Source organism: Streptomyces sp. NBC_01445 (assembly GCF_035918235.1).
In the GTDB taxonomy this organism is placed as follows: Bacteria; Actinomycetota; Actinomycetes; order Streptomycetales; family Streptomycetaceae; genus Streptomyces.
Map to the genome: position 1 here is coordinate 5,624,559 of NZ_CP109485.1, position 13,618 is coordinate 5,638,176.

At 70.7% G+C, this 13,618-nt stretch carries 19 protein-coding genes; 14 read left to right on the forward strand and 5 right to left on the reverse strand.

What is annotated here, in order from left to right; translation table 11 throughout:
- Positions 1-11: 11 nt before the first annotated feature.
- On the forward strand, positions 12-482 hold the full coding sequence (locus OG574_RS25655; protein ID WP_326775111.1) for a protease inhibitor I42 family protein: 471 nt from the start codon (positions 12-14) through the stop codon (positions 480-482).
- Between the two features lie 113 nt (positions 483-595).
- Complete coding sequence (locus OG574_RS25660) at positions 596-1,006, forward strand: hypothetical protein (RefSeq protein WP_326775112.1); 411 nt, start codon at positions 596-598, stop codon at positions 1,004-1,006.
- Between the two features lie 147 nt (positions 1,007-1,153).
- Here OG574_RS25660 and OG574_RS25665 read toward each other — a convergent pair whose 3' ends face one another.
- Both OG574_RS25665 and OG574_RS25670 read right to left on the reverse strand, forming a co-directional pair.
- On the reverse strand, positions 1,154-1,420 hold the full coding sequence (locus tag OG574_RS25665; protein WP_326775113.1) for a DUF3099 domain-containing protein: 267 nt from the start codon (positions 1,418-1,420) through the stop codon (positions 1,154-1,156).
- A gap of 25 nt (positions 1,421-1,445) precedes the next feature.
- Entirely contained in the window at positions 1,446-1,808 is a 363-nt protein-coding gene (locus OG574_RS25670) for a DsrE family protein (protein WP_100595624.1), read from the reverse strand.
- A 101-nt stretch (positions 1,809-1,909) separates the two neighbouring features.
- On the opposite strand from OG574_RS25670, the gene OG574_RS25675 reads away from it, so the two are divergent.
- The 6 genes from OG574_RS25675 to ygfZ all read left to right on the forward strand — a co-directional run bounded on the left by OG574_RS25675 (position 1,910) and on the right by ygfZ (position 6,666).
- Complete coding sequence (locus OG574_RS25675; protein WP_326775114.1) at positions 1,910-2,653, forward strand: hypothetical protein; 744 nt, start codon at positions 1,910-1,912, stop codon at positions 2,651-2,653.
- The gene (locus OG574_RS25680) at positions 2,650-3,489 is read left to right on the forward strand and encodes a hypothetical protein (protein WP_326775115.1); all 840 of its coding nucleotides are present in this window, start codon (positions 2,650-2,652) and stop codon (positions 3,487-3,489) included. Before OG574_RS25675 ends, OG574_RS25680 begins: the two co-directional genes overlap by 4 nt.
- A complete protein-coding gene (locus tag OG574_RS25685; protein WP_326775116.1) occupies positions 3,486-4,310 on the forward strand; it encodes a hypothetical protein in 825 nt (274 codons plus the stop codon). The genes OG574_RS25680 and OG574_RS25685 overlap by 4 nt, the downstream gene beginning before the upstream one ends.
- 233 nt (positions 4,311-4,543) lie before the next feature.
- Positions 4,544-5,116: an FABP family protein gene (locus tag OG574_RS25690; RefSeq protein WP_100595626.1), complete on the forward strand. Its 573-nt coding sequence runs from the start codon at positions 4,544-4,546 to the stop codon at positions 5,114-5,116.
- An 82-nt stretch (positions 5,117-5,198) separates the two neighbouring features.
- Positions 5,199-5,666: a Fur family transcriptional regulator gene (locus OG574_RS25695; protein WP_326775117.1), complete on the forward strand. Its 468-nt coding sequence runs from the start codon at positions 5,199-5,201 to the stop codon at positions 5,664-5,666.
- A gap of 34 nt (positions 5,667-5,700) precedes the next feature.
- Positions 5,701-6,666: a CAF17-like 4Fe-4S cluster assembly/insertion protein YgfZ gene (gene ygfZ, locus OG574_RS25700; RefSeq protein ID WP_326775118.1), complete on the forward strand. Its 966-nt coding sequence runs from the start codon at positions 5,701-5,703 to the stop codon at positions 6,664-6,666.
- A gap of 18 nt (positions 6,667-6,684) precedes the next feature.
- Here ygfZ and dtd read toward each other — a convergent pair whose 3' ends face one another.
- Positions 6,685-7,110 (reverse strand): D-aminoacyl-tRNA deacylase, encoded by a 426-nt coding sequence (gene dtd, locus OG574_RS25705; protein ID WP_326775119.1) that lies wholly within the window; start codon positions 7,108-7,110, stop codon positions 6,685-6,687.
- A gap of 167 nt (positions 7,111-7,277) precedes the next feature.
- Here dtd and OG574_RS25710 point away from each other — a divergent pair, with 167 nt between their 5' ends.
- The 3 genes from OG574_RS25710 to OG574_RS25720 all read left to right on the forward strand — a co-directional run bounded on the left by OG574_RS25710 (position 7,278) and on the right by OG574_RS25720 (position 10,275).
- Positions 7,278-7,898, forward strand: coding sequence for an RsiG family protein (locus tag OG574_RS25710; RefSeq protein ID WP_442816850.1), 621 nt, complete (start codon positions 7,278-7,280; stop codon positions 7,896-7,898).
- Positions 7,899-7,982: 84 nt separating this feature from the next.
- A complete protein-coding gene (locus tag OG574_RS25715; RefSeq protein WP_326775120.1) occupies positions 7,983-8,945 on the forward strand; it encodes an asparaginase in 963 nt (320 codons plus the stop codon).
- A 76-nt stretch (positions 8,946-9,021) separates the two neighbouring features.
- Positions 9,022-10,275 carry a GNAT family N-acetyltransferase gene (locus tag OG574_RS25720; RefSeq protein ID WP_326775121.1) on the forward strand — a complete coding sequence of 418 codons (1,254 nt, stop codon included), beginning with the start codon at positions 9,022-9,024 and terminating at the stop codon, positions 10,273-10,275.
- 120 nt (positions 10,276-10,395) lie between these two features.
- Here OG574_RS25720 and OG574_RS25725 read toward each other — a convergent pair whose 3' ends face one another.
- Positions 10,396-10,581 (reverse strand): hypothetical protein, encoded by a 186-nt coding sequence (locus tag OG574_RS25725; protein WP_100595631.1) that lies wholly within the window; start codon positions 10,579-10,581, stop codon positions 10,396-10,398.
- Positions 10,582-10,756: 175 nt separating this feature from the next.
- Between OG574_RS25725 and OG574_RS25730 the strand changes: the two genes are divergently transcribed.
- Entirely contained in the window at positions 10,757-11,653 is an 897-nt protein-coding gene (locus tag OG574_RS25730) for a GntR family transcriptional regulator (protein WP_326775122.1), read from the forward strand.
- Positions 11,654-11,674: 21 nt separating this feature from the next.
- On the opposite strand, the gene OG574_RS25735 is transcribed toward OG574_RS25730, so the two are convergent.
- Positions 11,675-11,863, reverse strand: coding sequence for a hypothetical protein (locus OG574_RS25735; RefSeq protein ID WP_326775123.1), 189 nt, complete (start codon positions 11,861-11,863; stop codon positions 11,675-11,677).
- Positions 11,864-11,989: 126 nt separating this feature from the next.
- Between OG574_RS25735 and OG574_RS25740 the strand changes: the two genes are divergently transcribed.
- On the forward strand, positions 11,990-12,874 hold the full coding sequence (locus OG574_RS25740; RefSeq protein WP_326775124.1) for a GntR family transcriptional regulator: 885 nt from the start codon (positions 11,990-11,992) through the stop codon (positions 12,872-12,874).
- Entirely contained in the window at positions 12,874-13,614 is a 741-nt protein-coding gene (locus OG574_RS25745) for an HAD family hydrolase (RefSeq protein WP_398378388.1), read from the forward strand. Before OG574_RS25740 ends, OG574_RS25745 begins: the two co-directional genes overlap by 1 nt.
- Positions 13,615-13,618: the final 4 nt, after the last annotated feature.

Genomic DNA, 13,618 nt, shown 5'->3' on the forward strand with positions numbered 1-13,618 from the left:
TCATCGTGCGAATGCGAAACATTGTGCGTACCGCGTCCGCTTCGGCCGCCGCCCTCGTCACCCTTTCCGGCTGCGGCGGCTCCGCCGGGCCCGCCGCGATCGGGCCGGGCGAGCGGAGCGTCTCCGTCGACAAGGGCGACACGTTCACGCTCGAGGTCCCGGCCAGCCCCGCCCTCGGCCAGAACTGGTACCTGGCGAGCCCGCGCCCCGACAAGGGCGTCGTCACGTACCAGGGCAGGCGCGAGGAGGAGGACGGGGGCGACGAAGACCTGATCGGCAGTGGCGACGGCGCGCAGTTCTTCGACTTCAAGGCACGCGCGGCCGGGACGACGACGGTGAAACTGCTGTTCTGCCCGCACGGCCTGTGCGGGAGCGCCGCGGAGGTCGGCGCGAGCCCGGTCCCGACGGCCACGACCACGGAGGGCCCGACGAAGTCGGACGACGAGGTCGCCTACTACGTCTACACGATCACCGTCCGCTGACCTGCACGGGAACGGAACGACGAACGGAACGACGAACGGAACGACGAACGGAACGACGAACGGAACGACGAACGGAACGACGAACGGAACGACGAACGGAACGACGGAACGGAATGACCATGGTCCACGACCGCGCACCGCGCACCGACGACGAGGTGCTCGCCGCCACGGACGTCCCGACGCTGCTGCGCCACGGCCTGGCCCGTGACACCTTCCGCACCGCGCTCTTCGGCGACGGCGCGATCGCCGCCTCCGTCACCCTCGACCGGCTCGGTGTGCTGCCGCGCTCGGTGACGTACGTGGCGCAGATCGTCCGGGCCGGCGGCCTCGCGTACGCCGCCGCGCTGCCCGAGCCGCTGCCGTCGCGTGAGGCGTCCGCGTGCCTGCGGGACTGGCTGGAGACGGCGGCGCAGGCGGCAGAGGCGCCGGATGACGAGACACGGGCGGCGCGGTGGCTGGAGACGGTCGCGGAGATCGTCGCGATGCGCCGCGCCGGCCGGGGCGAGGGGTCTCGGGGCTCCTAGGGGCCTGGGGGTCCCTCCTGCTCGAGTGCAGTCGAGAGCTTGGGGGAGCGTGCATCGCAAGGCGGAGGAGGGAGTCGGCGACTGACGACAACGCCGCTCGGTGCGGCACCGGACCCCGCGAGCCCGGCGTGATCCAAACGAGAGGCCCTAGTGGTCTTCGGGCCGCTTCTTGCCGTCCAGCTCGTCCCACCACTCGTCGGACTTCGCGTCCCCTGAGGGGTCGTCCCACCAGCGGTCGTCGGGGCCGCGGCGGTTGGCGACGATCGCGGCGACGGGCGGGATCACCATCGCCACGATGCACATCGCGACGGCAGCGGGCACGGACCAGAGGCGCACGACGGCCCAGGCCAGGACGAACAGGCCGATGCAGAGGCCCATCATGGCGAAGTACAGATGACGACGCCGCGAGTACATGCTTCAAGCGTAGGTCCGCTCCGCGTCAATAGACGAGCGCCTGCGTCCCGTCCGTCATCGCCTCCTGCACGAAGACCTGCGCGCCGGCGATCCGGACGCCCTCGATGACGTCCTTCTCCGTGATCTCGCGGCGGGCCGCGCACTGCGTGCACAGCGTGATCCGCCCGGCCGCCAGGATCGACTCGATCAGGTCGGGCAGCGGCGCGGCGTGCGGCAGCTCGAACTCGGCGGCGCGGCCCGGCAGCGCGAACCACGACGACTCGCCGGTCAGCCAGAGCGAGACCTCCACCCCGCTGGCCACGGCCACCGCCGCCACCGTGAAGGCCTGCGAGCAGCGTTCGGGGGCATCGGCCCCCGCGGTCACCTTGATCACGAGCTTGTTCGCCATGGCTGAATCGTAATCAAGTCCCTTACAACCAGGGATGTTGCCCAGGGGTCTCCTGTGCGCGCGGATACGGAATCCGCGCTTCGAGTTCCGTGGGGGGACCGTTGGAAGAGATCGAAGAACCGGAGAGACCGCGCCGCCGCGGCCGCGGCCGCACCACCCTCCTGATCGCCTGCGCCGCCGTACTCGGCGTCGTCGCGGGCACCTGCACCGGTTACGTCGTCCAGGCCGGGCGCGCCCCGGACCCGCTGCCGCCGTTGAACCAGCCCGTCATGGCGCAGGCGAAGGGCAAGGCCCCCGAGCCGCTCTCCGCCGCGCGGGACCGGCAGGTCAAGATGGACGGTGACCTGCGGAAGCTGCTGGTCAAGCGGCCCAAGGGGGCCAAGACCCTGTCGACGCAGCTGCCGCCGGACGGCTGGCTGAACTTCATGGACATGGCGGAGGACTACGCGCGGCCCGAGGGCGCGTTCACGCGGCTCGTGGACACGGGATTCCGGCGCGCGGTGGCGACCATGTGGAAGGAGAACGGCACGATGGTGAGCGTCCGCCTCACCCAGTACCGCGACGAGGAGACGGTGGCCGCCGCCGACGCCACCTCAGGCCAGCAGGCCTGGGTGGAGCAGGAGCACCAGTCCACGGTGGGACGCCCGCTCCCCGGCTCCGGCACCGGCTTGGTCTACGTGCACGCGCAACCCGACCGGAAGCCCGGCTACGTGCCGCTGTACACCGCCGAGGCCTATGCGGCCCGCGGCGATGTCTTCATGCAGGTCTGGCTCGCAGGCCCCCGTCCGATCAGCGAGAAGCGCGCCATGCAGGTGGCCCGGGAACAGTGGGAGCGCCTGTCATGAGCGATGCGGACTTCATACCTGAAGCGGTCGATCCGGAGCCGGAGCCGGAGCCGGAGCCTCAGGCCGACACCCCCGAAGCCCCCGGCCTCGCCGAGCCCCACCGCCGGCGGCGTCTCCTCACCTTCGTCCTCGTGCCCGTGCTGCTCCTCGGTGCGGTCGGTGCCGGGGTCGGCTACACCGCGGTCACCGTCTCCGGCGCCGACCGGGACGCAGGGGCGGCTCGCTGGAAGTTCCCGGCCGCGCCGCGCGACAGGCCCGTACACGACAAGGGGCGTACGGGCCTGAAGGCCTCACTGCTTCCGATGCCCTACGGGTACGAGGCCGGGCCCGACATCGCCCAGTTCGGTGCCGACGCCGAGCTCGGCGGCAAGCAGGCGACCGCCCTGCGCAAGGAGTCCCTGCGCTTCCTGCCGCTGCGGGAGCGCCGCGAGCTGGAGAAGGAGATCGACCGGCAGCGGATCCAGGCCATGGTGATGCGCAGCTACTCCTCCGGAAACCGCGCCGACGGCGGCATCATCGTCGACATCACCCTGTCCCGCATGGGGAACCGGCAGGCCGCCCGGCAGATCAGCCGGTTCGAGTCCCGGTTCGCCGAGGCCATGGCCGTCTTCCGCAAGGGCCCGAAGATCAAGGACCACAAGGACGCCAGCTGCTTCCTGCCGCCCGCGGACAAGGAGGAGGAGCTCGACATGATGGTCTGCTCCGGCTACAGCGGCGACGTGCTCGTCACGTTCACCGCGTACGGCACAAGGAAGGGCCTCGTCTCCTCCGGCGAACCCGCCGAGCTGATGCGCGAGCAGCTCAACATCATCGAGTCGCCCGGGGAGGCGGTATGAGCACCGTGACGACACCGGCCGACATGCCGGAGGCCGAGCCCGCGACGGCCGTGCCGCCCGCGCCCAAGGACCGCCGTGTCCTGCGCGCCGCGCTGCGCTGGACCAGCGCCGTCGTCATCTTCGGCGCCCTCGCCGCGGCGACCGCGTACGGGGTCACCGAGCAGCGGCGCACCGACCTGCCGGGCCTCGCCACGCAGTCGGACGGGCGCTGGACCTACCCCGAGCTCGTCCGGCCCCCGCTCCCCGAGGGCAGCCCCGAACCCTTCGCCTCCGCCAACGCGAAGCAGGCCCACTACGCCGACCCGCGCGCCCTCGTCATCGAGGCGCCCAGGGGCGCGAAGCCGGACCCGGCCGTGAAGGCCGACGACGGTTGGGTGTCCACGTCCTCGTATCTCGCGCAGTACGCCAAGGATGAGCGTGACGAGCTGCGCCAGGACCTGGTCGACAGCGGTCTGCGGCACATCGCCGGGCGCGCCTGGACCATGCCCGACAGGACCACGACCCGCGTGTTCCTGCTCCACTTCGGCACGGGCGCGGCGGCGACCGAGTTCTCCGACCGGCTGAGCCACGGGATGCGGCCGCTCGCGCTCGCGGGGGCCCCGGACGCCGAGTTCGACGAGTCGTTCCCCGCGAAGGCCCACGTCAAGAACGTGACGTCGTACGTTTACGACGAGGCACGACCGCGCGGCGCCGAGCATGTGCGCAGCGCCTATCTGGTCGCGGGCGACACGGTCGGCCTGGTCGTCCAGTCCCGCAAGGGCATCGCCCCCGCCGTCCCCTTCCGCCAGGCGGTCGTCCTGCAGAGCCAGCTCCTGAGCTGACCGCCCGCACCCCGCTTGGGTGACCTCATCGAGAGAGCCGGGCCCCACCCGACTAAAGTGGGGCCCGGCTCTGTACCGACCACCGCTCACCGAGGAGCACCCCGTGCTTGAGGCCTTCTTCTCCGCTCTCCTTGTCCTGGTCTGCGTCGGCGTTCTCGCGTTCGCCGGGCTGACCGTGAAGAAGCTGTACCAGGGCCAGCGCTGACCCCCACCAGAGAGACGCTTCGCAGACCATGATCGAGATCCCGTCCGACCTGCACCCCGACCTCGTCCCCCTGGTGTTCCTCCTCGGCAACTGGGCGGGCGCGGGTGTCACCGACTTCCCCGGCGCCGAGAAGGCGAACTTCGGGCAGGAGGTCTCCTTCACCCATGACGGGCGGGACTTCCTCGAGTACCACTCGCACACCTGGATCCTCGACTCCGAGGGCAACAAGGTGAAGCCCCTGGAGACCGAGTCCGGGTTCTGGCGGATCGACAAGGACCGCAAGGTCGACGTCGTCATGGTCCGCGACGACGGCGTCGTCGAGATCTGGTACGGCGAGCTGGCCGACCAGAAGCCCCAGATCGACCTGGTCACGGACGCCGTCGCGCGCACCGCGACCGCGGCACCGCACACCGGCGGCAAGCGGCTCTACGGCTATGTGAAGAGCGACCTGATGTGGGTCGGTGAGAAGCAGACCCCGGAGGTCGAGCTGCGCCCCTACATGTCGGCCCAGCTGAAGAAGGTCGTCTCCCCGGACGACGTGGCCGAGATGGCCCGCAACCTGCCGGACCTGCCCGACGACGGCATCGCCTTCTTCAAGTAGTCCAGTCGGCCCAATGGTCCAGTAGTCCCGAAGTCCAGCAGTCCAGAAGTCGTTCCCGGCAAGTAGACCTACACTCGGCGGTGTGGTGAGCACCGACTGGAAGAGCGACCTGCGGCAGCGCGGCTACCGGCTGACGCCTCAGCGTCAGCTGGTCCTCGAGGCCGTCGACACCCTCGAGCACGCGACCCCCGACGACATCCTCTGCGAAGTGCGCAAGACGGCGTCGGGGATCAACATCTCGACCGTCTACCGCACGCTCGAGCTGCTCGAGGAGCTGGACCTCGTCAGCCATGCCCACCTCGGGCACGGCGCGCCGACGTACCACCTCGCGGACCGGCACCACCACATGCACCTGGTGTGCCGGGACTGTACGAACGTGATCGAGGCCGACGTCGAGGTCGCCGCCGAGTTCACCGCGAAGCTGCGCGACACCTTCGGGTTCGACACCGATCTCAAGCACTTCGCGATCTTCGGCCGCTGCGCCGACTGCGCCAAGCGGGACGGCACGGAGATCAAGGGCGGCGACGAATCCGCCGCCCCGCAGGAATAAGCGCGTCCGTGTGCTCGTCGTAGTGTCTGTGAACATGAAGAGCCCCCTCCTGTCCCTGCCCGGCGCCGTTCCCGCCGAGGGCGTGGACGAAGGCGTCGCCGCGCACTACGGCGACCTGTTCCGCGAGCAGCGCACCCTCGCCGACGGCAACGGCCTCGTCGACCTCTCCCACCGCGGCGTCATCACCGTCACCGGCGACGACCGGCTCGCGTGGCTGCACCTGCTCCTCACGCAGCACGTCAGCGACCTCCCGGCCGGCCAGGCCACCGAGGCGCTCGTCCTCTCCGCGCACGGCCACATCGAGCACGCCCTGTACATCGTCGACGACGGCACCACCACGTGGGCGCACGTCGAGCCCGGCTCCCAGGAGGCGCTGATCGCCTACCTGGAGTCGATGAAGTTCTTCTACCGGGTCGAAGTCGCCGACCGCACCGAGGAGTTCGCGGTCGTCCAGCTGCCGGCCGGTTCGATCGCGCCGGTCCCGGACGGCGTCGCGGTGCGTGAGACGGCGTACGGCCGCGACGTGTTCCTGCCGCGCGCCGACCTGGAGGCGTACGCGGAGCAGAACGGGCCCGCGATCGGGCTCCTCGCCCACGAGGCGCTGCGCGTGGAGAACCACCGGCCGCGCCTCGGCTTCGAGACCGACCACCGCACCATCCCGCACGAGCTCGGCTGGATCGGCACCGCCGTCCACCTCCAGAAGGGCTGCTACCGCGGCCAGGAGACCGTCGCCCGCGTGCAGAACCTCGGGAAGCCCCCGCGCCGCCTCGTCTTCCTGCACCTGGACGGCAGCGATGTGCACCTGCCCCCGCACGGCGCCCCGGTCCGCCTCGCGTCCGACGGCCCCGAGGGCCGCAAGCTGGGCTTCGTGACGACGTCCGTACGCCACCACGAACTCGGCCCGATCGCGCTCGCCCTGGTGAAGCGGAACGTGCCGGTGGACGCGGACCTCATCGTGGACACGACCGCGGCCGCGCAGGAAGTCGTCGTCGAGCCCTGACACCCTTCAGGGGCCGGGCTACATCTCCAGAAGCACCGTGAACGGGCCGTCGTTCGTCAGGGACACCCGCATCTGCGCCCCGAACCGGCCCGTCGCCACGGTCGCCCCAAGGGCCCGCAGCTGCGCCACGACCTCGTCGACCAGCGGCTCGGCCACCGGTCCGGGCGCCGCCGCGTTCCAGGTGGGGCGGCGGCCCTTACGGGCATCCCCGTAGAGCGTGAACTGGCTGATCACCAGGAGCGGCGCGTCGATGTCGCTGCACGACTTCTCGTCGGCGAGCATCCGTACGGACCAGAGTTTGCGGGCCAGCTGGGCCGCCTTCTCCTTGGTGTCCTCGTGGGTGACCCCCACGAGGACGCACAGCCCCTCGCCCTTGATCTCGCCCACGACTTCGTCTTCTACGACGACGCTCGCGCCGTCCACTCTCTGCACCACTGCACGCATACGAACCATCATGCCGTGCGCCCGAACCGCCCATCCGGGGCGGATTAGGGGCACTCGTGCACAGAGCGGCCACTCGGAGTGGCACGATGCTCGGAGCCGGGGTTCGAAGACCGGCTCCCACGCGCGGTGCACCGCGTCGGTCCGGTCGAGGGGACGGTAGGGACGCAATGAGCCACACATCGAGCACCGGGCAGCCTCCAGAGGCCCCCGTTTCGTTGACGCACGCCAGTCGCATCACCGGTACGAACCGCCTCAGCACGGCGCGCCCTCCGAAGCAGCGGGTCGCCGGCCCCGACCTTCCGGAGCCACCCGGGCACGACCTGTCCGCGCTCCGGCTTCCCGAGCTGCGCACACTGCGCCGCGACGCCCAGCAGGACGAGGCCGACCTGAGCTACGTACGACGGCTGCTCCAGGGCCGTATCGACATCCTGCGGGCCGAGGTCGCCCGCCGCAGGGACCCCGAGGCGCCGGTCGTGGACCGGCTCTCCGAGATCCTCACCGACAAGGCCGCCGGGCACCGCTCCTCCGCCCGCCACGTCACCCTCGGCACGCCCCGCAGCGAGGAGTACCGGGGCCTGGCCGCCGAGATGCTCGCCGAGGTCGAGCTGTCGGACCTGGACGCCCGAACGGACGATGAGCTGCACACGGCGATGGGCCGCCTCGTGCGCTACGAGCAGCAGGTCTCGCGCCGCCGTCACCTGCTCCAGTCGACGGCCGACGATTGCAGCGCCGAGATCGCCCGCAGGTACCGTGAAGGCGAAGCACAAGTAGACGACCTGCTCGCGTGACGCGGCCGCACCGGTGACCCCGGTGGCCCGCTGCGGGGCGGGTCTGTCCATGGCCCGCCATGGACCCGCCCCGGAAGGCCACCGATGTCCCCCTCCTCCGCCGCCGCCATACCCCCGGTCCTCGCCGAGGTCGTCCGTTCCGGCTTCGTCGAGGGCCATCACCGAGGCAGCCTGGTCGTGCTCGCCGCGGACGGGACCGTGGAGCTCGCCCTGGGGGACGTGACCGCTCCCGTCTTCCCCCGCTCGTCGAACAAGCCGATGCAGGCGGCGGGCGTGCTGCGCGCGGGCCTCGACCTGTCGGGCGAGCGGCTCGCTCTCGCCGCCGCAAGTCACTCCGGTGAGACCTTCCACCGCGATCTCGTCCAGAAGATGCTGTCCGAGCACGAGCTGACCCCGGCCGAGCTCCAGTGCCCGCCCGACCTGCCGCTCGACCCGGTCGAGACCGAGACGTACCTGGCGGCGGGCGCCGTACGGGACCGGGTCACGATGAACTGCTCCGGCAAGCACGCGGCGATGCTGGCCGCCTGCGACGTGAACGGCTGGCCCAAGGACACCTACCTGGACCCGGAGCACCCGCTCCAGAAGCTCATCCACGAGGTCGTGGAGGAGGCCGCGGGCGAGCCCGTCGCCGCGGTCGGCACGGACGGCTGCGGGGCGCCCCTGATGGCCATCAGCCTCACCGGCCTCGCCCGCGCCTTCCGGCACTTCGTGCTCGCCCCCGAGGGCTCGGCGGAGCGCCGGGTCGCCGACGCGATGCGCGCGCACCCCGAGTACGTCGCCGGTACGCGCCGCCCCGACACGTGGCTGATGCGCGAGGTGCCGGGCACCCTGTCGAAGATGGGCGCCGAGGCGGTCCAGGCGGTGGCGCTCCCGGACGGGCGGGCGCTCGCCTTCAAGATCGACGACGGCTCGACACGGGCCCTCGGCCCGGTCCTGGCCCGCGCGCTGCGGATGCTGGGCGTGGACGGCGAGGTCGTGGCCCGCATCGGCGCGGCGCCGCTGCACGGCGGCGGGGGCGTCGTGGGGGAGATCCGCGCGGTCTTCTAGGCCCTGCCGCCCCTCGGGGCGGGGCCACGCGGTAATCGGGTGGCCTCACCCCGCGGACCCCGCTTAGCGTGACGGGATGACCCGCGACGACATCGACGTACGGCCGATCACCGATGACGAGTTTGCCGACTGGTCCCGGGCGCTGAACACCGGCTTCCTGCGGAGTACACCCGACTCACGGGAAACCCTCGACAAACGCAGGGAACAGGCGCGCGGCTCCCGGATCCTGGGCGCGTTCGACGGCGGGCGCTGCGTCGCCACCTTCCGCTCGTTCCCGCAGGAGCTCACCGTGCCGGGCGGCGCGGCCGTCCCCGCCGACGCGATCTCGAACGTCACGGTCAGCGCGACCCACCGTCGGCGCGGCCTGCTGAGCCGGATGATGGCGGCCGACCTGGCCGACGCGAAGACCCGCGGCGACGTCGTCGCGACGCTCATCGCCGCCGAGTATCCGATCTACGGCCGGTTCGGCTTCGGGCCCGCCACGTCGCTCACCGAGTGGGCGGTGGACGTGCCGCGCGCCGGTCTCGACCCGCGCCGGCCGGTGCCGGACGACGGGGGCAGTATCGATCTCGTCGACGGCGAGGACGTCCGCAAGACGGGCCCGGAGCTGCACGAGCGGCTGCGCGCGAGCCGGCCGGGAGTAGTGGACCGCGACGGGTTCTGGTGGCGTCGCAACACCGGACGCCTCGAAACCCCCGAAGAGCCCTGGAAGGAGCCCTTCTACGCGGTCTACCGCGCGCCGAACGGCGAGGCCGAGGGCCTGATCGTCTACGCCGTCGACGACAACTGGGGCGACACCAAACAGCCGCACAACACGGCGACCGTGCGCGACATGATCGCCGTCACCCCGGCCGCCGAGCGCGCGCTGTGGCACTACGTCTGCTCGGTCGACTGGATCGCGACCGTCCGCACGGGCTACCGGCCCCCGGACGACCTGCTGCCGCACCTGCTGCCCGACCCGCGCGCGGCCCGCGTCGTCACGCACGCGGACTGGCTGTGGGTGCGGATCCTGGATGTCGTAAGGGCGCTTGAGGCGCGTACGTACGCGGGGACGGGATCGCTGGTCCTCGAGGTCGGCGACGCGGCCGGCCTCTCCGGGGGCCGCTACCGGCTGGACGCGGAGCCCGGGGGTGCGGTGTGCGCACCGACCTCGGAGGAACCCGAACTCACGCTGGACGTGAGCGAGTTGGGGACGCTGTGGCTGGGCGACGAGTCCGCGGTGCGGCTCGCCGCGCTCGGCCGCGTCAGGGAGGAGAGGGCGGGCGCCGCCGCCATTGCCGACGCCCTGCTGCGTACGTCCAGGCGCCCGTGGTGCCCGGACGTCTTCTGAGGCGCATGTGCTGAGACGCGTCTTCTGAGGCGCGTTTACTGAGGTGTGCTGTGGTGCTCCGGCGCGCTGTGACGCCGTGGCGTGACCGGGCTCCCGGCTCCCCTCCGGAAGGGAGCCCGGTCAGCCGCTCTGGGCCAGCAGCATCACGAGGATCACGGCCCCGATGCCGCTGATGAGGTTGTTCTTGGCCTTGAGGCCGATGGAGAGCGCGACGAACGCGATGATGCCCATCGGCCCGTACTTCCACTGGATCAGCTGCTCGAACCCGATGGCGAGGGCTGCTACGGCGATGGCGATGAACGGCATGTCTGGTCCCCCTTCAGTTCGGGAGTGATGACCAACCGGGCCAACCCTTGAGGATGTCCGACCATGTGGCTCAAGTTGGCAACCAACTCCACTGAACTTATCTCCGCCTAACGCCGACTCATAACCACCTTTCCTTCAACTCCCCAAAGATGGCGGGAAGTTGTAGGGTTCGTCTGTGGGTTCGGAACCTGCCGCGGTCAATGGCCACCAGGAGCCACCGGCGACGTATCGCCAGGTGGCCGACGAGCTGCGCGCCCGGATCAGGGCGGGCCGGCTGCGGCCGGGTGAACGTCTGCCGACCCAGGCCCGCCTCGCCGACGAGTTCGGCGTGGAGCGCGCCGCCGTGCGCCAGGCCCTGCGCGTCCTGCGCTCGGAACACCTGCTCGCCGATGTGTCCAAGGGAGCCCCGGCCACCGTCGCGCAGCACACGGGCCCCGTCCTCACCGGCCCGGGGGCGCCGCCCCAGCCCACGATGGTGGGGCTCGGCCCGCGGGTCACCGCCGCGTTCGGCGCCCGGCACGTCCAGATCGACGCCCTCTGTCTGACTGCGGTCTCGCTGACGCTCGCGATGGGTGAGCCGCTCCGTCAGATCCACGCCGGCCGTTCGAATCCGGCCAAGGTCGACGTCCGCGTCCTGCTGCCGAGCCGCGACATCGACCTCGCGTTCCCGACGCGGGTGGGCACGGCGGACGCCCGGCTCCAGAGGAACTGGCTGGCGCAGCGCAACGCGCAGGGGCAGGTCCTGCGCCACAACCTCCTCGCCCTGCGCTCCACGCACGGGATCGACGTCCACGTCACGTTCAGGGCACTGCCGTTCACGCCACCGATCAAGCTCTATCTGCTCAACGGCGGCGAGGCGCTGTTCGCGTACTACACACTGACGAGGCGGGACGAGCAGATCGACCAGGAGTACCTGGAGACGTACGGGGTGCAGGGCACACGGTCGATGCTCTTCCCGTTCGAACAGGGGCAGGGGCAGGGGCTGCGGGAGACGACGTTCGTCGAGCAGTCCCACCTGTGGTTCGACAGCCTCTGGAACACGATCAGTTCGGACCTGACGCTCACGCCGTGAGGGCGCGGGGACCCGCCTGTGTCAGAGCGCGGGTCCGGCGATCATCAGAGCCAGGAGTACGGCTCCGATGGAGCTGCAGGTGGGGCTCTTCGTCTTGACGCCGATCGTGAGGAGCAGCAGGCCGGCGATGCCGACGGGGCCGTAGCGCCACTGGATCAGCTGCTCGAAAGTGATCACGAACACCGCGGAGAAGAAGGTGAGGACGGGCATGGTGGTTCCTCCTTCGGCCATCTTGCTCCAAGTTGGTAACCAACTACGATGAAGTTGTCCCCACTTGGTCAAGGTGAATAAACAACTCCTCAACAACTCCCGCCAAGTGATGGTTAGTTGTAGCGTTTGGTTGTGACTCAGGAGAGCGTTGCAGTGAACGGCAGCAGAAGGTCCTCACCACAGGAGATCGCCGACGTCCTGCGGGAGCGCATCAAGGCGGGTGAGCTGCGCGCGGGCGAGCGGCTGCCGACGCAGGCCGAGCTGGCCGAGGAGTTCGGCGTGGAGCGCGGCGCCGTACGGCAGGCCCTGCGCTCCCTCCAGGAGGACGGCCTGCTCAGCAACGTGAGCAAGGGCAGCCCGCCGAGGATCGCCGAGCAGGCCCCGGCCCGCGACGAACCCCAGCGCACGATGGTCGGCCTGGCGCCGCGCCTGTCCGAGGCGTTCGCGTCGCCGCAGGTGCGGATCGACGCCGTCTGCCTCACCGCGGAGACCCTGATGCTGGCGCTCGGCGAGCCGCTGCGCTTCATCCACGAGGGCCGTATACGCCCCGACTCGGTCGACGTGCGCATCCTGCTGCCGGGCAGGGACATCAATCTCGCCTTCCCCGTATCGGTCGAGGACGCCGGAGCCGGGGAGGGCGATGTCGTGCACCAGCGCTGGCTCGACCAGCGCAACGCGCAGGGCCAGGTCCTGCGCCACAATCTGCGCTCGCTGCGGTCCTCGCACGGCATCGACGTACGGGTCACGTTCCGCGCGCTGCCCTTCACTCCGCCGGTCAAGCTCTACCTGCTCAACGGGAATGAGGCGCTCCTCTCGTACTACCTGGTCACGCGGCGCGAGGAGGAGATCGAGAGCGGCACGCTCGACATGTACGACACGCTCGGCACGGAGTCGTTGCTGTTCTCGTTCGAGAAGCGGGCCGGGCAGCGGGATACGGCGTTCGTGGAGGAATCGCAGAAGTGGTTCGACGCCCTCTGGGAAACCATCACCACGGACCTGACACTCTCCTAGTGACTTCTGATGCAACGAAGCAGACTGTTCCGGTGGCTGAAGCGACGGAATCACTGCGGGAACTGATCAAAAGGGCGCGCTTCGTGCTCTTCGACTTCGACGGGCCGATCTGCCGGCTCTTCGCGGGGCACTCGGCGGAGCGGGTGGCCGTCGAACAGGTGCGGTGGCTCGAGGAGCGCGGGCTGCACGGTCTGCTCACCGAGGAGGAGCGCGCGGAACCGGACCCGCACGCCGTCCTGCGCGCCGTCGACCGCCGGCGCCCCGGCAGCGACCTGGTCGTCGAGCTGGAGGAGCGCCTCACCCAGCAGGAGCTCACGGCGGTGGCCTCGGCGTGGCCCACACAGTTCGCCGACCCGCTGATCAGGACGTGGTTCGCGGTGGGCGCCCACCTGGCCGTCACGACGAACAACTCCCCGGCGGTGGCGTCCCGCTACCTGGCCACGCGCGGCCTCACCAGCTGCTTCGCCCCGCACATCTACGGCCGAACCCAGGACCTCCACCTCCTGAAGCCCCACCCGCACTGCGTACAGCGCGCCCTCGGCGCCCTAGGCGCGACCCCCGAAACGTCCCTGATGATCGGCGACACCCCCTCGGACTTCGAAGCGGCCACAGCGGCGGGCATCGCGTTCCTGGGCTACGCCCGAACCGACCGCAAGGCAAAGGTCCTGAGGGAGGCGGGAGCGGAGGTGGTGGTGTCCTCCCTGGAGCCGGTGCTCGGGGTGTTGCGGGGGCGGGGCTGACGGG